21 protein-coding genes are annotated in these 20,785 nt (G+C 67.4%); 8 read left to right on the top strand and 13 right to left on the bottom strand.

Going from position 1 to position 20,785, the window contains the following annotated elements:
- Window positions 1–142: 142 nt before the first annotated feature.
- From K7W03_RS08070 to K7W03_RS08090, 5 genes are all read right to left on the bottom strand, one after another.
- Window positions 143–460 carry a PilZ domain-containing protein gene (locus tag K7W03_RS08070; RefSeq protein ID WP_025549314.1) on the bottom strand — a complete coding sequence of 106 codons (318 nt, stop codon included), beginning with the start codon at window positions 458–460 and terminating at the stop codon, window positions 143–145.
- A 319-nt stretch (window positions 461–779) separates the two neighbouring features.
- Window positions 780–1,202, bottom strand: coding sequence for an ExbD/TolR family protein (locus K7W03_RS08075; protein ID WP_025549315.1), 423 nt, complete (start codon window positions 1,200–1,202; stop codon window positions 780–782).
- 79 nt (window positions 1,203–1,281) lie between these two features.
- Window positions 1,282–1,770, bottom strand: a complete 489-nt coding sequence (locus K7W03_RS08080; RefSeq protein WP_025549316.1) for an ExbD/TolR family protein — start codon at window positions 1,768–1,770, stop codon at window positions 1,282–1,284.
- A 114-nt stretch (window positions 1,771–1,884) separates the two neighbouring features.
- Window positions 1,885–2,643, bottom strand: coding sequence for a MotA/TolQ/ExbB proton channel family protein (locus K7W03_RS08085; RefSeq protein ID WP_025549317.1), 759 nt, complete (start codon window positions 2,641–2,643; stop codon window positions 1,885–1,887).
- An 85-nt stretch (window positions 2,644–2,728) separates the two neighbouring features.
- Window positions 2,729–3,388, bottom strand: a complete 660-nt coding sequence (locus tag K7W03_RS08090; protein WP_025549319.1) for an energy transducer TonB — start codon at window positions 3,386–3,388, stop codon at window positions 2,729–2,731.
- Between the two features lie 249 nt (window positions 3,389–3,637).
- Between K7W03_RS08090 and K7W03_RS08095 the strand changes: the two genes are divergently transcribed.
- Complete coding sequence (locus tag K7W03_RS08095) at window positions 3,638–4,516, top strand: hypothetical protein (RefSeq protein WP_222885977.1); 879 nt, start codon at window positions 3,638–3,640, stop codon at window positions 4,514–4,516.
- A gap of 113 nt (window positions 4,517–4,629) precedes the next feature.
- Entirely contained in the window at window positions 4,630–5,934 is a 1,305-nt protein-coding gene (locus K7W03_RS08100) for a homoserine dehydrogenase (protein WP_025549321.1), read from the top strand.
- A gap of 181 nt (window positions 5,935–6,115) precedes the next feature.
- Here the strand turns inward: K7W03_RS08100 and K7W03_RS08105 are convergent, their stop codons facing one another.
- On the bottom strand, window positions 6,116–6,427 hold the full coding sequence (locus tag K7W03_RS08105; protein ID WP_048577062.1) for a hypothetical protein: 312 nt from the start codon (window positions 6,425–6,427) through the stop codon (window positions 6,116–6,118).
- A gap of 141 nt (window positions 6,428–6,568) precedes the next feature.
- On the opposite strand from K7W03_RS08105, the gene glpX reads away from it, so the two are divergent.
- On the top strand, window positions 6,569–7,552 hold the full coding sequence (gene glpX / locus K7W03_RS08110) for a class II fructose-bisphosphatase (RefSeq protein ID WP_222885978.1): 984 nt from the start codon (window positions 6,569–6,571) through the stop codon (window positions 7,550–7,552).
- Window positions 7,553–7,623: 71 nt separating this feature from the next.
- Here the strand turns inward: glpX and K7W03_RS08115 are convergent, their stop codons facing one another.
- Complete coding sequence (locus K7W03_RS08115) at window positions 7,624–8,001, bottom strand: MerC domain-containing protein (RefSeq protein ID WP_025549324.1); 378 nt, start codon at window positions 7,999–8,001, stop codon at window positions 7,624–7,626.
- A gap of 192 nt (window positions 8,002–8,193) precedes the next feature.
- Window positions 8,194–10,254, bottom strand: a complete 2,061-nt coding sequence (gene mprF / locus K7W03_RS08120; RefSeq protein WP_226869907.1) for a bifunctional lysylphosphatidylglycerol flippase/synthetase MprF — start codon at window positions 10,252–10,254, stop codon at window positions 8,194–8,196.
- Here mprF and K7W03_RS27730 point away from each other — a divergent pair.
- Window positions 10,154–10,885, top strand: coding sequence for a hypothetical protein (locus K7W03_RS27730; RefSeq protein WP_226869891.1), 732 nt, complete (start codon window positions 10,154–10,156; stop codon window positions 10,883–10,885). The genes mprF and K7W03_RS27730 overlap by 101 nt on opposite strands.
- On the opposite strand, the gene K7W03_RS08125 is transcribed toward K7W03_RS27730, so the two are convergent.
- From K7W03_RS08125 to K7W03_RS08135, 3 genes are read right to left on the bottom strand one after another with little or no spacing between them, the layout of a single operon-like run.
- Window positions 10,858–12,279: an AcvB/VirJ family lysyl-phosphatidylglycerol hydrolase gene (locus K7W03_RS08125; protein ID WP_222885979.1), complete on the bottom strand. Its 1,422-nt coding sequence runs from the start codon at window positions 12,277–12,279 to the stop codon at window positions 10,858–10,860. The two genes, K7W03_RS27730 and K7W03_RS08125, sit on opposite strands and share 28 nt — an antisense overlap.
- The gene (locus K7W03_RS08130) at window positions 12,276–12,707 is read right to left on the bottom strand and encodes a DUF2147 domain-containing protein (RefSeq protein ID WP_222885980.1); all 432 of its coding nucleotides are present in this window, start codon (window positions 12,705–12,707) and stop codon (window positions 12,276–12,278) included. Before K7W03_RS08130 ends, K7W03_RS08125 begins: the two co-directional genes overlap by 4 nt.
- A gap of 43 nt (window positions 12,708–12,750) precedes the next feature.
- Window positions 12,751–13,545 carry a virulence factor gene (locus K7W03_RS08135; RefSeq protein ID WP_222885981.1) on the bottom strand — a complete coding sequence of 265 codons (795 nt, stop codon included), beginning with the start codon at window positions 13,543–13,545 and terminating at the stop codon, window positions 12,751–12,753.
- 174 nt (window positions 13,546–13,719) lie between these two features.
- Here K7W03_RS08135 and K7W03_RS08140 point away from each other — a divergent pair, with 174 nt between their 5' ends.
- Genes K7W03_RS08140 through K7W03_RS08150 form a run of 3 tightly spaced genes read left to right on the top strand, consistent with a single transcriptional unit; the run spans window position 13,720 to window position 16,220 of the window.
- Window positions 13,720–14,961, top strand: a complete 1,242-nt coding sequence (locus K7W03_RS08140) for a glycosyltransferase family 4 protein (protein ID WP_226869894.1) — start codon at window positions 13,720–13,722, stop codon at window positions 14,959–14,961.
- A 1-nt stretch (window position 14,962) separates the two neighbouring features.
- On the top strand, window positions 14,963–15,493 hold the full coding sequence (locus tag K7W03_RS08145; protein WP_226869895.1) for a sigma-70 family RNA polymerase sigma factor: 531 nt from the start codon (window positions 14,963–14,965) through the stop codon (window positions 15,491–15,493).
- Window positions 15,486–16,220, top strand: a complete 735-nt coding sequence (locus K7W03_RS08150; protein WP_222885982.1) for an anti-sigma factor family protein — start codon at window positions 15,486–15,488, stop codon at window positions 16,218–16,220. The genes K7W03_RS08145 and K7W03_RS08150 overlap by 8 nt, the downstream gene beginning before the upstream one ends.
- A 92-nt stretch (window positions 16,221–16,312) precedes the next feature.
- On the opposite strand, the gene K7W03_RS08155 is transcribed toward K7W03_RS08150, so the two are convergent.
- The gene (locus K7W03_RS08155) at window positions 16,313–16,906 is read right to left on the bottom strand and encodes a nitroreductase family protein (RefSeq protein ID WP_222885983.1); all 594 of its coding nucleotides are present in this window, start codon (window positions 16,904–16,906) and stop codon (window positions 16,313–16,315) included.
- A 72-nt stretch (window positions 16,907–16,978) separates the two neighbouring features.
- Window positions 16,979–17,146, bottom strand: a complete 168-nt coding sequence (locus tag K7W03_RS08160) for a hypothetical protein (RefSeq protein ID WP_157846853.1) — start codon at window positions 17,144–17,146, stop codon at window positions 16,979–16,981.
- Window positions 17,147–17,454: 308 nt separating this feature from the next.
- Here K7W03_RS08160 and K7W03_RS08165 point away from each other — a divergent pair, with 308 nt between their 5' ends.
- Window positions 17,455–20,772, top strand: coding sequence for a glycosyltransferase (locus tag K7W03_RS08165; RefSeq protein ID WP_222885984.1), 3,318 nt, complete (start codon window positions 17,455–17,457; stop codon window positions 20,770–20,772).
- Window positions 20,773–20,785 lie beyond the last annotated feature (13 nt).

A 20,785-nucleotide genomic window follows, 5' to 3' on the forward strand; every position in this document is an offset into this window, starting at 1 on the left:
TGGTCCGGAGCGGGCCAGCGGCACCGTCAGCGGGGAACCGCAGCCGTGGAGGAGACGATGGGTCGGCGTCCCCATGGGCGCCAATCATCGGCGTGATGGCGGCCTTTGAACTGAGCGCGCCAGCAAGCGAATCGCCGCCGGTTTACTGGCTGATCCGGATGATGTGATCGAGAATCGCCGGATGCAGCGGGCGTTCGAAGACGCAGCCCGATTCATGCGACCGGCTCCACAACACACGCGCCCGGCGGCCTTCGAAGCCCGGCAGCATGATCCACAGATCATCGTCCGCCGCCAGTTTCATGAAGCTTTTCAAGCGGAAACCGACTTCGGAGACATCGGTGATGTGGCTCTTGAACCAGGTCTCGCCCGGGCGTCGGACCCGAACGCCGATCACAGCCGTGCGGCGATCCGCCAGACGATTATTGCCGTGATACGGGTTTGTCTGAACTTTGGCGCCCATGATCCCATGCCGATTTGACCGGCCGCATCATCGCCCGTCGCGGTGAAGAAAGCATTAAGCCGAACCCGGCCGGGCAAAAATAAGGGGCCGCCGAAGCAGCCCCCATGCAGGTCCGCGCATCACGCGCCCGATTGCGTCACCCCAGCCCGCGCCCGGAAACGGGAAGTCGAACATTCCCGGCCAGACGGCGGCGGCGTATTCGTGCCCTGGGGGCGCACGGACGTCCGATGATCCAGCGAACGCCCGTCCTGCGCCCCTTTCGATGCGCAAATCCTACCGAACCGGTTCCGGCGTTGTGCCGGCTCCGGTTCCGACGGCCTTAGAAATTGCCGTACTGTTCGTTGCCGACGAAGCCCAGCTTCGTCACGCCAGCGCGCTTGATCTCCGCCAGCACTTCGTCGACGACGACGTAGCGGGTGGCGGCATTGGGCTGGAACTGCAATTCGGGTTCGACCGGCAACCGCAGCGACTGCTGCAGATACTGACGCAGGGTCAGCAGGTCGATGGCCGAACCGTTCCAGGTGATGACGCCGCTGGGATCGATCGCCACCTTGTTCTTGACAGGGTCGATGACGCTGTCGGTCGGCGGCGCGTTCTGCGGCAGGTCGATCTTGACCGCGTGGGTCTGGATCGGGATGGTGATGATGAACATGATGAGGAGAACGAGCATGACGTCGATCAACGGCGTCGTGTTCATTTCCACCATCGGTTCGCCATCGTCTCTTCCGGCACTCATTGCCATGGCGATACTCCTAGAGCATTTTCATCGATGGACGTGGACCGGCCACGAGGTCTGAAAATGCGGCACAAAGGGCTGTAACTTAAAGCCGCTGCGTATGCGAACCCGGCTCGGGCTCGGATATGAAGCCGACCTTCGGGAAACCGGCGCGCTGCATCGTGTAGATGGTACCGCCGATGCACCGATAGGGAACGTTGATGTCGCCGCGGATATGCACTTCGGGCAGATCCTCGGGCGTCAGATTCTCAACGCCGCCCGCCTTCTTGATGTCCGCCTCCAGCTTCGCGACCGCACGGTCGAGCAGCTCGTCGGAGGAGACGCGGGTCAGGTTCCAGTAGACCGCACAGCTACCGTCGGAGCCCTGCGTGATCGACAGGGAGACGTTTTCCGGTTTCGTCGTCGTCGGCTCGAACGCGACCTTGGGGAGCTGCAGCTGAACCGTCTGGACGACGACCGGGACCGCGATGAGGAAGATGATGAGCAACACCAGCATGACGTCGACGAGCGGCGTCGTGTTGATGTCGGACATCGGCTTGTCTTCACCGCCGTCAGAGCCAACACTCATTGCCATTGATTATTTCCTAACATGCTTGTCGATGGCGCCCCGGCATTCCGGGACCCACGTCCGATAAGGGGGACCGGGCGTCGCAGCCGCCGCCGGCCCCCTTGCCGGCATCTCAGCCTATCAGGCCTTGGTCGGCGCAGCGGCCGGCTTGGCGGCCGGAGCGGCCGGGGCAGCGGCGATCGTCGGCTTCACGGCGCCGTTCGACACCAGGTGAGCCAGCAGGTCGACGGTGAAGCCGTTGAGCTGTTCCGCGATCGACTTGTTGCGGCGCTGCAGGAAGTTGTAGGCCAGCACCGCGGGAACGGCCACGGCCAGACCCAGGGCGGTCATGATCAGAGCTTCACCGACCGGGCCTGCAACGGCGTCGATCGAGGCCTGACCGGCAGCACCGATCTTGATGAGCGCGCGGTAGATACCGATAACCGTACCGAACAGACCGATGAACGGCGAAGTCGAACCGACGGTGGCGAGGAACGCCAGGCCGCCGCCGAGCTTCGAATTGATCGAGGCTTCCGAACGGGCGAGCGAGCCGTGCAGCCAGTCATGGGCTTCGACCGGGTCGGTCAGCTTGGTGTGTTCTTCCTGGGCCTTGATGCCGTCGTCGACGATCTGCTTGTAGGCCGAGTTCTTTTCCAGCTTGGCGGTGCCTTCCTTCAGGGTGGCGGCGCGCCAGAAGGTCGCACGAACCTTCTTGCCCTGGTTGATCACCTTCTGCTGTTCGATCAGCTTGGTGAACAGAATGTAGAAGGTGCCGATCGACATACCGCAAAGGATGATGAAGACGGTCCAGGCGATGGTGCCGCCCTGCTCAAGGGCCTCCATCAGGCCATACGGGTTCTCCGCCTTGGGCGCGGCAGCTGCTGCGAGATACATCAACATGTTCAAGACTTCCCTCTCAAAGGATCAATAAACAAGGGTAGGCGGCGTCCAGTCATCCGGAGGCGCTCGCCCGCCCTTTTCAAAATCATTCCGGCAGACGCCAGGTGATCCGGCCATTGTACGTGTCCGACATCGGACCACCCCCGGCTGCCGTCGCGGGCTTGAACCTCGCACGCTTCGGAAGCAGGCGGCACGTCGCCTCGTCGAGGTCGGCATGGCCGGTCGAAGAGGTGATGGTGCAGTTGGTCACGCGGCCGTCCGGGCCGATTTCCAGGCGGAACCCGGCCGTACCCGAGCGTTCTTCACGCTGCGCGCGGCTCGGATAGTCGGCATCGCTGAGCCAGCTGCCCGGGCTGCTGCGCGGCGACGCACGGGATGCGGGCACCTCCGGCGGCGGGGGAGCCGGCGGCGGCGGCGGAGCGGCAACCGGAACCGGGTTGAAGACCGGCGGCGGAGTCCGGACCGTCTGGATCGGCGGTGCGGGGGCCGGGGTCTGAACGATCGGCGGCGGTGCGACGACCGGCGGCGGTTCGACCGGCTGGTCTGGCGGCGGCGGCGGCGGCTCCTCGTCCGGTGGCGGCGGTTCCTCCTTGACGTCGATCACGTTCAGCTGTTCCGCCGCCTTTTTGACATATTTCATGCCAAGACCGGTGACGAAGGCATAACCCAGAACAGCGTGAATCAGGGCGACGATAATGATCGAGATCGTGCGACTCGATCCTTGCGAGTGGTCAGCATAGGCCATTCGGCAACGACACTCCTTAACTCAGCTTACCAGTTGATTATCGGCAAATAAGCCAAAAACGGCCCGAGCTGGCCGGGCTACCCCGGTCATCTTGGCCCCTATCCGTCCATTTGCTACCGTGCGAACTCCTATCGCGGCGCATCGTGGCACGCAAACGCTTTATCGATATGATCATTTGCGACCGCCATTACACACCGGAAAGACTTGCATGTGACAAACATGTCACGGACTGCCATCATTAGGACGAAGATGAAAAAGAAATCCACCATGCCCCTGCGGAAGCTCGCCCTGCTCTGCCTCATTTCCGCCGTACAATCGCAGATTTCCGTGGCTCAGACGGGTTCGGGCCGGATGGTAACGCAACCATCGGAACGCGTGGCGGGACTCTCCTATGCGGACATCGCGGACATCGCGGACGCCGCGCCGCTGGTGGCACAGGCGCGGATTGGCAACATCATCAAATTGAAACCCGCGCAGGCCGGCACCGTCCCGGCAGGGTATCAAAGGGTCTATGTGGAGGCGAATGTCGCCAATCTGATTCGCGGCGAGGGGGGAATCAGCCCCACCGTCCGTTACCTTTACGACGCGCCGCTCGATGCGCGGGGCAAGATGCCCAAGCTGAAGAAAGCGCAGGTCATCCTGTTCGCGCGTCCCGGCGGGCGCCCCGGCGAAATCCAGCTCGTCGCACGCGATGCGCAGATCGTCGCATCCCCTGCGGAGACCGAGCGGGTGAAGGCGATCCTGTCCGAACTGGTCGCCGTCGATGCGCCGCCCCGCATCATCGGACTCGGCGATGCCTTCCATGTCGCGGGCACGATCGCCGGCGAAGGGGAGACGCAGATTTTCCTGCGCACGGAAAATGGCGACCCCGTCTCGCTGTCCATCCTGCGCCGGCCCGGGCAACAACCGCGCTGGGCCGTGGCGCTGGGCGAGATCGTGGATGAGGCTGCCCGGCCCCCGGCGCCGGGCAGCCTGCTCTGGTACCGCCTGGCCTGCGGCCTGCCCAACGCGCTGCCGGCCCGGTCCGTGCGGGCGCTCTCGCCCCAGGACGCCGAGCTGGCGCGCGCGGATTATCAGATGGTCCTGGACGCCCTGGGCCCCTGCGGGCGGACAAGGACGGCGCGCTGATTGCGCGATGGCGGCAGCCTTCCGGTTCCGCGGCCGGCTCCTTTTTCTTGGACAGAAGCGCAGACGCCGCTATCAGCGCGGCGTCTCGTGATCAGGAAGGATGAATGGAAGCCATGACCAATCTGCACCGCCATGCCCCGCTGCGCGTCGCGCTGGTCGGCCTCGGCACGGTGGGCGGTGGGGTCATTCGGCTGCTCCAGACCAATGCCGACCTGATCGCCCGCCGCGCCGGTTGCCCGATCCAGATCGTCGCCATCTCCGCGCGCGACCGCAACAAGGATCGCGGCGTCGACCTCTCCCCCTATGAATGGGTCGACGACATGACCACGCTGGCGACCCGCGACGACATCGACGTGGTGGTGGAACTGATCGGCGGAGCGGACGGCCCTGCCCTCACCCTCGCCCGCCAGTGCCTGAGCGTCGGCAAGCCCTTCGTCACCGCGAACAAGGCGATGCTGGCCCATCATGGCCTCGACCTTGCCGGGCTGGCGGAGAAGGCGGGCGTCGCCCTCAAATATGAAGCGGCGGTCGCGGGCGGCATCCCTGTCATCAAGGGCATGCGCGAAGGCGCGGCCGCGAACGAGATTGCGCGTGTCTACGGCATCCTCAACGGCACCTGCAACTACATCCTGACCACGATGGAGAAAGAAGGGCGCGGCTTCGACGAGGTGCTGAAGGAAGCGCAGGAACTGGGCTATGCCGAGGCCGATCCCAGCTTCGACATCGACGGTGTCGACGCCGCGCACAAGCTGACCATCCTCGCCAGCCTCGCCTTCGGCACGGAACTGGATTTCGATGCGGTCGCGACCACCGGCATCCGCCATGTCATCGCCGCGGACATCGCGGAGGCGGCAGCGCTCGGCTATCGCATCCGGCTGGTCGGCATGGCGGAAAATGGCCCCGACGGCCTGTTCCAGCGCGTCCACCCGATGCTGGTGCCGCTCGACCATCCGCTGGCCCATGTCGACGGGTCGCTCAACGCCGTGGTGGCAGAGGGCAATTTCGTCGGCCGCCTTTTCTTCCAGGGACGCGGCGCGGGCGACGGGCCGACCGCATCGGCGGTGGTCGCCGACCTGATCGACGTGGCGCGCGACGAATATGGCGACGCGCTGGCCATGCCCGTGGCCGCCCTGGCCCAGCAGAAGCCGGCCGATGCGGGCAAGCGCGTGGGTCGCGCCTATCTGCGCTTCAAGGTGCAGGACCGGCCCGGCGTGCTGGCGGAGATCGCGGCGGCGACCCGCGACGCCGGCGTGTCCATCGAGAGCATGATCCAACGCGGCGCCAGCCAGACGGACGGCGTGCTGGTGGCAATCGTCACCCATGCAGGCGAGGAACGCTGCGTAAGGGAGACGCTGGACCGGCTGGCGGGGTCGGACAGCCTGCTGCAAACGCCGATGGTGATGCATATCCTGGATTGAGATGCAGGTGTAAGGCATGGCGCTGGGATTGACCCATCCAGGACCTTCGACAGAGGGGTGGCTGGCGCAACATCGGCGGCGGTTTTCAACAGCCAGCTTGTAAGCTCGCCGCTTGCGCCCACCCTATCCCTTCCACAGGCGGGAGGGTCATGGCTTCGACACCCCTCTTCGTTCCGCACGCTCAATCCAGCCCGAAACTCCGGGCCAGCGTCTGGCCGATGGGTTCGCCCAGCCGGAATATCTGCCGATTGGCGCGCTTGGGGCAGCCCATATTGCCCACGATCCGGCATGGCCGCGCATCGAAGCGGTAGGCGCTCATCTTCCCGTCGCCCGCTGAAGCCGCGCTTCGTCCCAGACGCGGTTCCTGCGCGACCGTTTCGGTCAGGCACAGCGCCGGCACGGCCTGGCATGGCGCTGGCCGAACCCTGGCGATCCGGCGCGGCGCGCCATCGGGCTGCGCGGCGAGGCTGGCGGCAATCAGCAGAAGGATCATCGGAGCGGCCCTTGGTCTTGTCCTGCTGCGAACGCCACAAACGCGCTTCCGTTGCATCCCCCTCGCGAAAAGCGCACCCTCGACAATGTTCGAGCGACATCCTATCGCGCTCTCCAAAATAGCGGCTGAAGAGGAAACGACATGGTGCAGGCAAGCTCGACACTCGATCGTGTGCTGGTGCTGGAGATGGTGCGCGTGACCGAAGCGGCCGCGATCGCCGCGTCGAAGCTGATTGGCCGCGGCGATGAGAAGGCCGCCGATGCCGCCGCGGTCGAAGCGATGCGCCTGGCCTTCAACGACCTCTATATGGACGGCACCGTCGTCATCGGTGAAGGCGAACGCGACGAAGCGCCGATGCTCTATATCGGGGAGAAGGTCGGCAACGCGATCGGCACCGGCCCGCGGATCGACATCGCGCTCGATCCGCTGGAGGGCACCACCATCACCGCCAAGGCCGGTCCCAACGCGCTGGCCGTGCTGGCGATTTCCGAAGAGGGCGGCCTGCTCAACGCGCCCGACGTCTATATGGAGAAGCTGGCGGTCGGCCCGGGCCTGCCCGACGGCGTCATCGACCTCAACAGGTCGGTGAAGGAGAATGTCGAGGCGGTCGCCCGCGCCAAGGGCGTCGACGCGCATGAGATCATCGTCTGCGTGCTGGACCGGCCGCGCCATGAGAAGCTGATCGCGGAGCTGCGCGCCATCGGCTGCGGCATCATGCTGATCCCGGACGGGGACGTGGCGGGCGTGATCGCCACCACCAATCCCGAAACCAATATCGACATGTACATGGGATCGGGCGGCGCGCCGGAGGGCGTTCTGGCCTGCGCGGCGCTGCGCTGCGTCGGCGGGCAGTTCAAGGGCAAGCTGCTGTTCCGCAACGATGACGAGCGCGCACGCGCCCGCAAATGGGGCATTGCCGACCTGGACAAGGTCTATGATCTCAACGAACTGGCCAAGGGCGACTGCATCTTCGCGGCGACCGGCGTCACCGACGGATCGTTGCTGGCCGGCGTCAAGCGGCTGCCGGGCGGCAAGCTCACCACCGACAGCGTCGTGATGCGCGCCAGCACCGGCACGGTGCGCTGGGTGAAGGGCGAACATCGGCTGGACCGTAAACCGATCTGAGCCGGAATCAGCGGCCAGGCAAAAAGGGGACCTTGCCGGGTCCCCTTTTTTCATGCGCGATGTTGGAGCGGCTATCGCCCGGCGCGGTGATTGAGATCGTGGCCAAGCGCCAGGATCGCGACGCCCAGCAGCGTATAGGCGCTTTCCTGCCAGCCATGATCCATGGTGAGCGCACCGGCCATGATTCCCAGGCCCAGCGATCCGATCGCGGCCGGCATCATGAAGCCATGCGCCACGGCGCCATGGCCGAGCGCTACCGCGCCCAGCAGGATCGCCAGCACCAAGCCGGCCTCATGGAAGATCGGGCTTTCGAAAATCCCTCCGGCCGAGGCGAGCACGCCGAGCAGCACGGCCGTACCGAAGCAATGCGCCACGCACACGCCCGACAGAGCGATCGCGATGCGATCGATCCGGCCGTTGAGCAGATGCTGGCGAAGGCTGATCGGCATGGTGCGTGCTACATAAGCGAGGCCGAGCAAAGTTACAACATATCATCACGTGATTTTTGCGATATGTGCGGAAGATGTTTTTGGTCTAGCGTCGCCATCAGGCGGCGCAGCGCTCCTTCCGGAGAGGGCGGCGTTCAGACCGTCGGCCATCCCCTCTGCGTCACCCGCTTCCGAGCCGGCAAGCCGAAAATCTCAACCCACATCCGCCCCTGCCAGCCGTCCCGATGACTGGCATCCCTCATCATCCAGGCCCACCGCCGGCGGTGCATGCGTCCTGCGCCGCCGCGTCCTTGTCGCCGCGCTGCCCGGTCCGCCGCCGACCAGCCTTTGCAGGTCGATCATCGCGCGGGACAGGGATATGCCGCTTGGCCCCGCGATGAAGCGCGGTTCCCAGCACGGGGCATATTTGTCCTTATAGGCGCGCAGCCCCTCGAAACCGTAGAAGCTCTCGCCGTGGCGGAAGAAGAAGGCGCCCGCCTTGGCCCAGAAGGGCGACAGACGACGCGCCTCTATGCCCGACAGCGGCGCGAGGCCCAGGGTGAACCAGTCATAGCCCTGTTCGCGGCCCCATTGCATCAGGCGGATGAACAGGAAATCCATCGTGCCATAGGGCATCTCATCCGCGTGGCGCATCAGGTCGACCGACAGTTCGCGGCGATTGGCGGTGGCCCAGATATTGGCGAAGGCGACGATCCTTCCCTCCTGCCGGACGAGGGCGCAGTCGCAGGCGGCGATATAGGCGGGGTCGAAGCGGCCGACGCTGAACGCCTTTTCGCCATGGCCCTTGGCGGCGAGCCATTGGTCGGAGATCGCCTTCAATTCCGCCAGCAGCATGGGCACCCGGCCCGCCGGCACGATCTCGAACGTCGCCCCTTCGCGCATGGCGCGGCGTTCGGCATAGCGCAGCGACTTGGCGTCCGGCCCGTCGAGCGTGAAATGATGCAGGTCGACGCGGGCTTCCTCGCCATATTTGACGATGGCGAGGCCAAGGTCGATCGCCAGCGGCAGGGCTTCGAGGCTCAGTTGATAAAGCAGCAGGCGGCCCTGTTCTGCATCCGCCCTTTCGCGCAACTGCCACAGCAGGTCGGGCCATTCCGATCGGTCGCCCACAGGGTCGCCCATCACGATCCAGCTATGTCCCTGCACCTGGTACATGACGAAGGCGCGGCCGGTGCCGGAGGTCAGGAACAGCTTGTCGCCGGTAGTCGCGAGCAGCGCGTCGGTCCGTTGGGCCAGCGCCAGCGCGCCCGCGCTGGCCGTGATGGACGGGCGGTCGGCGAGGCGCGGCGCGGTCGCGGGGCGGAACATGCGCCAGAAGGCGGCGCCGACCGCCAGCACCGCGGTCGCAAGGCCGGCGCGCAGGAAGCGGGCGGCGTTGGCGTGCGGGCCGAAATGCCACCACAGGTCGTTCTGATAATCGACATGCTTATAGGCGAAGAAGCCGATCCAGATCGACAGGCCGACCGCCACGGCCAGCGTCGCGATCCAGGCGGGGGTCAGCGCCTCGGCCGTGAAGCTGGTGCGGCGGTAGAAAGCGCCCCGCGTCCATTGCAGCAGCGCGGCGATCAGCAGCAGCGCGCTCGCCTCCTCATAATCCAGCCCCTTGATCAGCGAGAAGATCGCGCCCGCCAGCAGCAGCGCCCGCGTCATCCAGAAGGCGGCGTCCAGCCTGCGGTAGAGGCCGGAAGCGAGCAGGATCAGCAGCGTGCCGATGACGCTGGCGGCGAAATGGGACGCTTCGATGAAGGTCAGCGGCAGCCAGCCGGTGACGATGCGCATGCGGTGCTGGATCGCAGGCAGCGCGCCGGAGATCAGCAGGATCACGCCGCCCACCGCCACCAGCAGCGACAGCATGACCGGCGCCATGCCGGACGCGGCGGCCTGCGCGCCGTCCAGCACCCGGCTGACCGGATGGCGCCAGCCATTGCCTTCGTGCAGGGCGATGGCGACGACGCCCAGCAGCAGCGGGATCAGATAATAGATCAGGCGATAGGCGATCAGCGCGGCGAGCAGGCTGGGCCTGTCCACATCGGGCAGGGTGGCGACGATCACCGCCTCGAATATGCCCAGGCCGCCGGGCACATGGCTGACCAGAGTGACGATGACCGCCAGCCCATAGGCCAGGAACAAAGTGGGATAGAGCGCCGGGGCGATGCCCGGCACCAGGATGAACAGCGCGGCGCTGGCGGCGGCGAGGTCGATGCAGGCGACGCCGATCTGGGCAAGAGCCTGCCCCTGGGTCGGCAGCGCCAGCCGCCAGCCGCCAGCCGAACAGGCGCGGGGCGCGGGCGGGGCGGGCGAGGAGGAGCAGGACCGCCGCCGCCGTCAGCAGGATCGCGCCCCCCGCCAGCCTTTGCCACGGCATGCCGATCGTCCATCCCATGATGCCGATGTCGGCCGGATGGACCAGCATCAGCGCGCCCGCCAGCACGAATACCCCGCCCCAGAAGGACAGGCCCGCCGAGGCGATGATGCGGGCGATGTCGCCGCCCTCCAGCCCGGCGGCGGTGTAGATGCGGTAGCGCGCCGACCCGCCGGTCAGCAGCGAGAGGCCGAGATTGTGGCTGAGCGTGTAGCTGCAGAAGGACGCCAGCGCCGCCGTCCGCCACGGCAGGGGCCGCCCGACGATCCGCAGCGCGACATAGTCGTAGAAGGTGAGCGCAATGTAGCTCGCCGCCGTCAGCGCCAGCGCCGCCGCCAGCCGCCAGCCGGCGATCAGATGCACGGCATGGCGGATGTCCTTCAGCCGTACTTCCGCCAGCAGGCCGTGCAGCGCCACCAGCCCCAGCGCCGCCACCGCCAGCGTGACGGCGACCGTCAGCGGCGCTTTCCAGGCCTTGATCCGCTCTACCAGGATCATATCGTCAGCCCCTTGAGCATATGAGTCACGAGCAGGGGGGCGTTGCGGTCGAAATGATGGCCGCCGGGGACGACCACCATCTGCGCCAATCCTTGGGGGATGGAGGGGCAGGCGCTGTCATTCTCCAGCGTTCCGCGCACGCAGAGCATGGGCAGGCCGCGCAGCCGCGCTATGGCGGGAATGGTCGGATATTGGCGGTTCGAATCCATGTTCAGCCAGCTACTCATGTGAAACTGGAAATCGGCGCTGGGGCTGAGGCCCAGCAGCGAGAGGCGCTGCACCTGCGCGCGCTGGGGCGCGGGCAGGCCGCCGACGATATAGGGCAGCACATCCGCGCCGAAGCTGTAGCCGACTAGCAGGACGCGGGGCCGCCGCCAATGGCGCGAATAGCCGCGGATGATGGCGCTGAGGTCGAGGGCGGCGCCGTGGGGCGTGCGCTGGCTCCAGAAATAGGACAGGCTGTCGACGCCGACGACGGGGATGCCCGCATGGGCGAGCTGGCCCGCCACATCCTTGTCCAGCCCGACCCAGCCGCCGTCGCCCGAATAGATGACCGCCATCATGTCGGTGCGGGGCGAGGCGGCATCGGTGACGATGTTCAGCGGCAATCCCGCGGGCAGCGCGGCATCGGCGGGTGGCGCGGCGAGGAAAGGCCGGATCTGGGAGAGCAGCGCGACCTCCCCCTCTCCCCTCGCGACGGTTACCAGCCTGCCGCTGCCGGTGCGGGCGACGAAGCGCTGCAATGCGGGGCGTGGGGCTTCGGCCAGCGCGATCCAGGGCGAAGGGAGCCGGCGGCTGGGGGCGAAGGCGAAGCCATGATGGGGACGGACGATGGCGGCGACCTTCAGGCTGCCCGACCGGCACCAGGACCGGCCGCCATCCAGAAGCGGCGTGAAGTCCTGCGAGAACACCGCTTTATACGCGCCATTGGGTCCGGCGGCGAGCGTCGCATAGGCCAGCGCCGCCCCCTCGCCCCGGCCGATCAGGACCGGCTTGTCATACATGGGCAGCGCGAGCCGGTGCTGCAGGTCGCGGGCCAGCGCGATGATGCCGTAATTGGGGTTGATGCAACGGCGCGAGGCCTGCAACGCCTGCAGGAAGGCAGGCGTGGAGATGCCCGCCACCAGCGCGCCGCGGGCCGCCAACAGGCGCGCGGTGTCGGCGCTGTCATCGTCCCAGCCATGGCTGTCCGACAGCGCCAGCACGACGCCGCTCGGCGCGCCCGCGGGCCGATAGACGGCGATCCGGCCCAGCGGCAGGAGGCTATATTGGCTTTCCGCGACCGGCCCCGTCGCGCCGGGCACGGGATCGGCCGCTGCCCGCGCCGGATTGCTGGCGTTGGAGGTCGACAGCAACAGCGCTGCCGCCGCGAGCAGGCCGGGGATCAGCCAGAGACGGGCGCGGCGGAACCGGATCATGACTGCCCCGGCAACCGGTCTATCCGGGTCCAGAGCTGCGACTTGCAGATGAGGCCGCCCAATATGCAGCCCTTGACCCGCAACTGGCCCGGCGAAAGCTGGCTGATCTGCGAGCTGAAGCGGCGGCCCAGATCGGGGACGAAGACGGTGCCGCGCCATTGCCCTTTGCCCTCGGCGCGATAATCCTCCAGCAATTCGGTGCCGACCAGCCGGGGGGTGCCGCCGTCGCGGGCGTCGGCCTGCGCCTCCCGGTCGGCCCAGACGATCCAGCCGCACAGCCGGTCGCCGCAGGGCCCGGTGCGCACGGCGACATTATTGTGCGGGCTGAGCCACAATCCTTCTGGCTGCGCGACGGGCACCTTGGCCGCGAGGACGGGGGCGGCTGCAACCAGAAGCGCCAGCGCCGCCCAAAGCCTCCCTATCGCCATATGACCCATCCTTTCCCGGAACGATCACGGCTTCTAGGCCCGTTCAGATTGCGGGAGGCTCTGCGCTGTCTGAATTTTTGGCAATGTTCGGGGCCGGGTCCGGCAAAGCGCGCAGCAGGGTCTTCGCCACCCGTTCCGAATCATCCTCCAGGAAATGGCCGCCGGGCAGGCCGACGACGCGGACATTGGGCTGGCGCCAGCCGGGGCAGAGGCTGCCGCTTTCCTTGACGCCATGGATGCATAGTACCGGGACCCAGTCGAGCGCATGGGCGGCGGGCGCGGCGGGGCCGTCGTCCCCGAAGTCGAATACGCCGCCGGGCGTGGCGCGGAACAGCATGGTGTTGGCGGGAACGATCAGCGCGACCATGGCGACGCGGGCGCGCAGGCTGCGCGGCAAGCGCTCCAGCCCGGCGAGCAGCATGTTCGCGCCGAAGGATTGCCCGGCCAGCACCAGCCTGCGCGCGCCGGGCAGGGCAAGGGCGCGCCGGGCCGCCGTCTCCACCAGCCTGCCGCTTTCCTCCGGCGACTGGCGGCGGGCGAAGGCGGCCAGCGAATTGACGCCGATCACCGGGACGCCGCCTTGCGCCATGTGGTGGGCGATCACCGGGCCCATGCCCGCGTTGAACCCCATGTCGCCGGAAAAGAAGACCGCGACGGTGCCGTCTTCCCTGGGTGCGGCAGCGGGGACCGGGGTGAAGATTCGCCCGTTGGGATAGCCGAGATAATGGCAATAGGCGGCGGCGCCTGCGCTGATCGCCGCGAGGAAGGCTAGTATCAGGGTTGTGCGAAGTCGGCGTGAAGCCCGCCTCCTTCCGTCATGCTGAACTTGTTTCAGCATCCATCGCGCCTTCGGAGACCGCGGTTCGTGGGGATAAATGGATGCTGAAACAAGTTCAGCATGACGAGTGGTCGCGGCGATGGTTGGGGGGCGGGAGTCACCTCTTCAATCTAGCGCCGGCCCGCTTCCTGTAAACGGAGGGAATAGACCACCCTCCCCCCGCGTATACCGGGCATGAACCATGCCGCCGACCTTCGTGCCGACCCCATGCGCCTTTCCCAATCCCGCCTTGCGCTGGCGGCGGCGCTGGGCCGTCCGCTGCGGGTCGCGCTGTTTTCCGGCAATTATGATTGCGTGCGCGACGGCGCCAACCAGGCGCTCAACCGACTGGTCGCCTATCTGCTGCATCGCGTGCGGGCGGAGGTGCGGATCTATTCCCCCACCGCGCCGCGCAAGGCGTTCGAGTCGGTGGGCGAGGTGCGCTCCGTCCGATCGATCAGCATTCCCGGCCGCCCGGAATATCGCATCGCCCTGGGCTTCACCCGCGCCGCCCGTCAGGATTTCGAGGATTTCGCGCCCGACATCGTCCACCTCTCCGCCCCGGACCTGCTGGGGCGGCAGGCGCAAAACCATGCCCGGGCGCTGGGCATTCCGGTAATCGCCAGCCTGCACACCCGCTTCGAAACCTATCTCGACTATTATCGCCTGTCCCTCCTGCGCGGGCCGGTGGAGCGCTATCTCGACCGCTTCTATGGCGATTGCGAACGCATCCTCTGCCCTACCCTGCCCATAGCGCGGGATATGGCGGCACGGGTTGGCGGAGAGCGGATCGCCATTTGGGGGCGCGGCATCGACCCCGCCTGCTTCCGTCCGGCGCTGCGCGATCCGGCCTTCCGGTCCGGGCTTGGCTATGATGCGACGGACATGGTGCCGCTGTTCTTCGGCCGGCTGGTGCTGGAAAAGGGGCTGCGCGTCTTTGCCGAGACCATCGGCGCCGTCCGCGCCCAGGGCCTGGCCGTCCGCCCGCTGATCGTGGGCGAAGGACCGGCGCGGAACTGGTTGGCCGAGCGGCTGCCCAACGCCACCTTCATGGGCCATTTGTCGGGAGAAATGCTGGGCCGCGCCGTCGCCAGCGCCGACATCCTCATCAACCCCTCCGTCACGGAGGCGTTCGGCAATGTCAATCTGGAGGCGATGGCATCGGGCCTCGCCATCGTCTCCGCCAATGTGCCCAGCGCGTCGGCCCTGATCGCTGACGGGCGCACCGGCCTGCTGGTGCCGCCCAAGGATGTCGGGGCCTATGCGGCGGCGGTGGCGGGGTTGATCCGCCAGCCCGCCCGCCGCGCCGCGCTGGGCGCTGCGGCGGCGGAGGCGGCGGCGCGCTTCGCCTGGGACGATGTGCTGGAGGATGTGGCGCGCAGCTATGCCGAGGCGCTGCACATCCCGCTTGCCACGCCCGCCGCGCAGGCGGCATGACATGGCGATGATGGACGAGGGTTCCGGCATCAGGGACGATCTAGTCGCGATGCGGCGCTATGCCCGGTCGCTGACCCGCGACGAGCAGGACGCCGACGATGTCGTGCAGGACGCGATCGTCCGCGCCATAGAGCGGCAGGAGACGTTCCAGCCCGACCGCGACCGCCGCCGCTGGCTGCTGGCGATCGTCCACAATGTCTTCTTCTCCGCCAAGCGGCGCGAGGCGTCGGAGGCGCGGCGCAACAGCCGTTTTGCCGAAACGCTGGTCGACCGGCTGGAGCCGGGGCAGGAGGAACATGCCCGGCTGGTCCAGATCGCGCGGCAATTCGCGGCCTTGCCGGAGCATCATCGCGCCGTGCTGCACCTGACGGCGATAGAGGGCCTCAGCTATCAGCAGGCGGCGGAGACATTGGGGGTGCCGGTGGGGACGGTGATGTCGCGGCTGGCGCGGGCGCGGGCTGCATTGAGGGAGCGGGAACAGGGGCAGCAGGGGGCGATGGGCCTCCGGCTGATAGGAGGAAGCGATGACTGATCGTCCGACCGATCCGGAAATTACCGATCTGGAGATTGACGCCTATATTGACGGCGAACTGGATGTGGAGCGGCGTTTCGTCGTCGAAACCCGCCTTTCGCGCCAGCCCGATCTGGCCGCCCGCGTCATGGGCGACCTTAGCGTCCGCAGCGCGCTCCGCATGCTGACGCAGGACCGGCGGCCGGTGCCCGCCGGGCTGGCCGACAGGGCCGAACGATTGGCGCAACCGCAGAAAAGCCGCTGGCGCCGGTTGATGCCGGCGGGGCTGGCGACATCGGGACTGGCGGCGGCGCTGGCGGTCTGGATGGTGGGGTTCGAGCGGCCGCCCGCCTATGTCAGCTATGCGGTCGCCTCGCACCGGATCGCGATGCTGCGCGCCGACATGAATTCGCAGATCGAGGCGCCCCGCTTCGATGCGCGGGAAGTCGCGCTCAACACCCGCATCGCCATGCCGCAACTGCCCGACGACTGGCATGTGACCGACGTCCAGCTCTTCCCGACCGACAAGGCCCCCGCGCTGCTGATGGCGGTGCGCACCGATACGGGTCACCGGATGACGATCTTCGCCGTGCATGAGAAGACCGCCGCGCCCGAACATCCCGACGCGGTGCGCGAAGGGGAACAATCCGTGGCCTATTGGCGGCGCGGCGACATGTCCTATGCCCTGACCGGCGACCAAGAGCCGGGAACGATGGACGCCACGGCGGAGGCGCTGGCGCGGACCTGAATTCGGGGCGGACCGGCGGGCGTCATTCGGGAACCGTCATGCCCAAGCTGTTTCAGCATGACGGAACAGGCGAAGGCCGTTCCCTTCCCGCCTCAAGCCGGGAAATTGCCAGCCGTGACGAATTCCGAAATATCCTTGCGGCCGCTCGGCACCTCGCGCGCCTGGAGCGATTCGGACAGGATGGACTTGTCCGCGATGCGGCCGATCGCGACGGCGGCCTCGATACGGAAACGGTCGGGCACGGCCAGTTCCACGCGCGCCTTGTCGAAATCCACGCCCGACATCGCATGGGCATGATAGCCCAGCCGCGTCGCCTGCAACGCCAGCAGCGCCCAGGCCGCGCCGGCATCGAAGCTGTGGCTGTGCGACGGCTTGAAATCTTCCGATCCGGGCGCGGCGATCAGCGTGTCCGACAGGATGTAGAGCAGCACCGATGCATTTTGCACCCAGCTCTGGTTGAAGGGCAGCAGCACGCCCAGGAAGCGGCTCCAATTGGCGCTGTCCCGCGTGGCGTACAGCAGGCGCCAGGGCTGATAGTTGAAGGCGGAGGGCGCCCAGCGCGCGCCTTCGAAGATCGTGTCCAGATCCTCCTGCGGGATGAGGGAGGAATCGAAGGCGCGCGGTGACCAGCGGTCGAGGAAAAGCGGTTCGACGGCACGGATGGCGACGCGGGCGGTGGCTGACATATGATCTCCAGAACAAGAAGCGGCCGGAATATTGGAGGCAGGGACGGAAAGGGCAAGCCCCGCCCGGCATGTTCACCGCAGTTCGAGCGAGCGTTCCAGCCGTTCGGCCTGTTCCGCGGGCGGCGCGACCGCTTCAGGCCCACGGTCGATGAGGATGCGATCCGGCTCCCGCAGCAATTCGCGTTTCATGGCGTCGCTCCAGCGACCCCAGTGCCGGCCGATCGCCGATCGCCACTCCATATGTCCTCTCCCTGCCGAATCGAGACGAGCCGTTATCTAGTTTGCCGGTAGAGATTTGTCTTTCAAGCTTTGCTGATCGGCGGGGTAGAAAAGCTTGACCGAGGGGGAAGCCTGTTCGCCGCCCTGCTTCCGGAGAAGGCGGGATGACGGACCTGGCAGGAGCAGCGTGAAAAGCAGCGCGAGAGGCAGCGCGACGGGGCGACCTCGTTCAGCCCGTTCAATCATGACCAATAGTTCATGCATGGCCCATCGGCCCGGCAAGGCCGGGCGCGTAAAGGCTGGCCCGAAACAGGGCGACAGCGCGAACGATGACCAGACCCATATTCTTCGATCCCACCGGCCGCAGGGGACTTTGGGCGCGACGCCTGCTGGCGGGCGCGCTGCTGTTGATCCTGCTCGCCGCCATCGCCTTCGCCACCACATTGGTCGCCGTGCCGTCGGAAGGCGACCTCGCCCTGCCCCTGCCCCAGCCGCATGCGGCCCGCCTATCGGGCATCTCCTCGCTGCGGCGCGACATCGCCAAATGGCTGCCGCATTGGGGCAAGCATCGCGTGCAGGCCCGTCCGCTGAACGTCGGTTTCTATATGCCGAGCGATGAAAGCAGCATCGCCTCCCTGCGCCGCCATGTCGGACAGCTCGACTGGGTGGTGCCGGCCTTGATCACCGTGCCCGGTCCCGGCAAGCCGATCCATGTCGCGACGGACGCGGCGTTCGACCGCATGATCGCCGCCATGCCCCGTCCACCCCGGGTGCTGCCCATGGTGCAGAATATCGGCAGCGAAAGCTGGGACAGCGCGGGCGCGGCGCGGCTGTTGCGCGATCCCGCAGCGGCGCTGGCGCTTGCCCGGCAGCTGAGCGGCTATGTCGCCCGCCGCCATGAGGCGGGGCTGGTCATGGACCTGGAATCCCTGCCAGACAGCGCCATGCCCGGCTATCTGCGCTTCCTCCGCATATTGCGCGCCACCCTGCCGCACGGCGCGAAGATCGCGCTCACCGTTCCCGCCGGGGAACAGGGCTGGCCGCTGGCCCGCTTCGCCGCCGTGGCGGACCGGGTGATCCTGATGGATTACGACCAGCATTGGCAGGGCGGCCAGCCCGGTCCCATCGCCGCCCAGGACTGGTTCGCGCGGCAGGCGGAGGTCGCGCTGCGCGCCATCGGCGCGGACCATATCATCGTCGCGCTCGGCAGCTATGCCTATGACTGGCATGGCGGGACCGCCGACGCGCTGTCGCTCGATGAAGCCTGGCTCGCCGCGCATGACAGCGCCGCGCGCCCGCTCTACGACGCGGCGAGCGGCAATGCGGGCTTCGCCTATGACGAGGCGGGGCAGCGGCATCAGGTCTGGATGCTGGATGCCGCCGCGAGCTGGAACGAGCTGCTGGTGCTGAAGCGCCTGGGCGTCCAGAGCGTCGCGCTGTGGCGGCTGGGCAGCGAGGACCCGGGCATCTGGGCGGATCTGACCGCCTGGCGCACCGGCGGCCGGCCCAGGCTCGGCACCGTGGCGAGCACGCTCAACACAGATGTCGAGGGGTCGGGCGAGATCCTGCGCATCACCGCCACGCCGACGCAGGGCCATCGCGCCGTCGCCTTCGGGCCGCTGGGAACGATTGAACAGGAAAGCTATGGCTCGCTGCCCACCCCCTATCAGGTGGAGCGCACCGGCGGGCAGGACCCCAAGATGCTGGCCCTGACCTTCGACGATGGGCCGGATGCGGGTTGGACGCCGAAGATATTGAAGGTGCTGGAACGGACCCGAACGCCGGCGACCTTCTTCGTGATCGGGGAAAATGCGCTGGAGCATCCGGGGCTGCTGCAACGAATCGTCGCTGACGGGGACGAGATCGGCAATCACACCTACGACCATCCCAACCTCGCCACCTGGTCGGAGGAGCCGACGCGGTTGCAGCTCAACGCCACGCAGCGGCTGGTGCAGGCCTATACCGGGCGCAGCATGCGGCTGTTCCGCGCGCCCTATTTCGGGGATGCGGAGCCGACCACGGCGGACGAGCTGGGCCCCGCGCTGGCGGCGCAGAAGCTGGGCTATACGGTGGTCGGCCTGCACGTCGATCCCAATGACTGGCAGCAGCCGGGCACCGACGCCATAGTGCGGCAGGTGATCGATCAGGTGCATGCGGCCAGCACCGAGCGCTCCGGCAACATCATCCTGCTGCACGATGGCGGGGGCGACCGGTCGCAGACCGTGGCGGCGCTGCCCCGCATCATCGCTGGACTGAGGGCGGAGGGCTATCGCTTCGTGCCGGTGTCGCAGCTTGCCGGGCTGCCGCAGCAGGCCGCCATGCCGCCGGTCAAGGCCGGCGACCTGCTGGCGGTGCGCGTCGACGTCGCCGCCTTCGTGGCGCTGGCGACGCTTTCGGCGCTGCTCGGCTGGATATTCTATGTCGCGATTGCGCTGGGGCTCGCGCGGGCGGTGCTGATGACGCTGCTCGCCTGGTTCCAGGCGCGGCGGGGACGTCCCGCACCGCCGGACTATCGGCCCGGCGTGTCGGTCATCATCCCCGCCTATAACGAAGCCCGCGTGATCGAGGCGTCGGTGCGCCGCGTGCTGGCCAGCGACTATCCGGGCCTGCAACTGATCGTCGCGGACGATGGGTCGAAGGACGCGACCAGCGCCATCGTGGCGCGGGCCTTTGCCGACGATCCGCGCGTGACGCTGCTGACGCTTCGAAATGGCGGCAAGGCGGCGGCGCTGAACCGGGCGCTGCGCGATGCGACGGGGGAAGTCGTCATCGCGCTCGACGCCGACACCCAGTTCGAGCCGCAGACGATCCGCCGCCTCGCCCGCTGGTTCGCCGATCCCGCGCTCGGCGCGGTGGCGGGGGATGCGCGGGTGGGCAATCGCGTGAACCTCGTCACCCGCTGGCAGGCAGTCGAATATATCACCGCGCAGAATCTGGAGCGGCGGGCGCTCGCCGGTTTCGACGCCATGACCGTGGTGCCCGGCGCGGTCGGCGCGTGGCGCCGCGCCGCGCTGGACGCGGTGGGCGGCTATCCCGAAGATACGCTGGCGGAGGATCAGGACCTCACCATCGCGATCCAGCGGGCAGGCTGGCGCGTCACCTACGATCCCGAAGCCGTCGCCTGGACCGAAGCGCCCGAAAGCTTCCGGGCGCTCGCCCGGCAGCGCTACCGCTGGGCCTTCGGCACGCTGCAATGCCTGTGGAAACATGGCCGCATCCTGCGCGAACGGCGGCCGACGGGGCTGGCATTGGTCGGATTGCCGCAAGCCTGGCTGTTCCAGATCCTGTTCGCCGCCATCTCCCCGCTGATCGACCTGGCGCTCGTCACCTCGATCCTGGGCACCATCGTCCGGGTGAACCAGCATGGCTGGGCGCAGACCAGCAACGATGTGTGGACCATGGCGCTATACTGGCTGGCCTTCACCGGCGTCGACATCCTCTGCGGCTGGGCCGCCTATGCGCTCGACAACCGGGACATGCGCTATCCGCCGCATCTGCTGGTGGCGCAGCGCTTCGTCTATCGCCAGATCATGTATTGGGTCGTGGTGCGCGCCATCGCATCGGCCATTGGCGGCTGGGTCGTCGGCTGGGGCAAGCTGGAGCGGACGGGACGCGTCGCCGTCCACGAAGGCGCGGCCCCGGCATGAACAAAGCTTAACA

The sequence above is a fragment of the Sphingobium sp. PNB genome (genome assembly GCF_019873065.1).
Classification (GTDB): Bacteria; Pseudomonadota; Alphaproteobacteria; order Sphingomonadales; family Sphingomonadaceae; genus Sphingobium; species Sphingobium fuliginis.

Bases quoted from the DNA above. Each gene is read 5' to 3' on its own strand.
- K7W03_RS08105 (WP_048577062.1), bottom strand. From the start codon at position 6,427: ATGATCCTTCTGCTGATTGCCGCCAGCCTCGCCGCGCAGCCCGATGGC.
- K7W03_RS08155 (WP_222885983.1), bottom strand. From the start codon at position 16,906: ATGTCAGCCACCGCCCGCGTCGCCATCCGTGCCGTCGAACCGCTTTTC.
- K7W03_RS08165 (WP_222885984.1), top strand. From the start codon at position 17,455: ATGACCAGACCCATATTCTTCGATCCCACCGGCCGCAGGGGACTTTGG.
- K7W03_RS08075 (WP_025549315.1), bottom strand. From the start codon at position 1,202: ATGGCAATGAGTGCCGGAAGAGACGATGGCGAACCGATGGTGGAAATG.
- K7W03_RS08130 (WP_222885980.1), bottom strand. From the start codon at position 12,707: ATGGCGATAGGGAGGCTTTGGGCGGCGCTGGCGCTTCTGGTTGCAGCC.
- K7W03_RS08125 (WP_222885979.1), bottom strand. From the start codon at position 12,279: ATGATCCGGTTCCGCCGCGCCCGTCTCTGGCTGATCCCCGGCCTGCTC.
- K7W03_RS08070 (WP_025549314.1), bottom strand. From the start codon at position 460: ATGGGCGCCAAAGTTCAGACAAACCCGTATCACGGCAATAATCGTCTG.
- K7W03_RS08085 (WP_025549317.1), bottom strand. From the start codon at position 2,643: ATGTTGATGTATCTCGCAGCAGCTGCCGCGCCCAAGGCGGAGAACCCG.
- K7W03_RS08150 (WP_222885982.1), top strand. From the start codon at position 15,486: ATGACTGATCGTCCGACCGATCCGGAAATTACCGATCTGGAGATTGAC.
- K7W03_RS08145 (WP_226869895.1), top strand. From the start codon at position 14,963: ATGGCGATGATGGACGAGGGTTCCGGCATCAGGGACGATCTAGTCGCG.
- K7W03_RS27730 (WP_226869891.1), top strand. From the start codon at position 10,154: ATGCCCGGCACCAGGATGAACAGCGCGGCGCTGGCGGCGGCGAGGTCG.
- K7W03_RS08160 (WP_157846853.1), bottom strand. From the start codon at position 17,146: ATGGAGTGGCGATCGGCGATCGGCCGGCACTGGGGTCGCTGGAGCGAC.
- K7W03_RS08115 (WP_025549324.1), bottom strand. From the start codon at position 8,001: ATGCCGATCAGCCTTCGCCAGCATCTGCTCAACGGCCGGATCGATCGC.
- glpX (WP_222885978.1), top strand. From the start codon at position 6,569: ATGGTGCAGGCAAGCTCGACACTCGATCGTGTGCTGGTGCTGGAGATG.
- K7W03_RS08135 (WP_222885981.1), bottom strand. From the start codon at position 13,545: ATGCTGAAACAAGTTCAGCATGACGGAAGGAGGCGGGCTTCACGCCGA.
- K7W03_RS08080 (WP_025549316.1), bottom strand. From the start codon at position 1,770: ATGGCAATGAGTGTTGGCTCTGACGGCGGTGAAGACAAGCCGATGTCC.
- K7W03_RS08095 (WP_222885977.1), top strand. From the start codon at position 3,638: ATGAAAAAGAAATCCACCATGCCCCTGCGGAAGCTCGCCCTGCTCTGC.
- K7W03_RS08140 (WP_226869894.1), top strand. From the start codon at position 13,720: ATGAACCATGCCGCCGACCTTCGTGCCGACCCCATGCGCCTTTCCCAA.
- K7W03_RS08090 (WP_025549319.1), bottom strand. From the start codon at position 3,388: ATGGCCTATGCTGACCACTCGCAAGGATCGAGTCGCACGATCTCGATC.
- K7W03_RS08100 (WP_025549321.1), top strand. From the start codon at position 4,630: ATGACCAATCTGCACCGCCATGCCCCGCTGCGCGTCGCGCTGGTCGGC.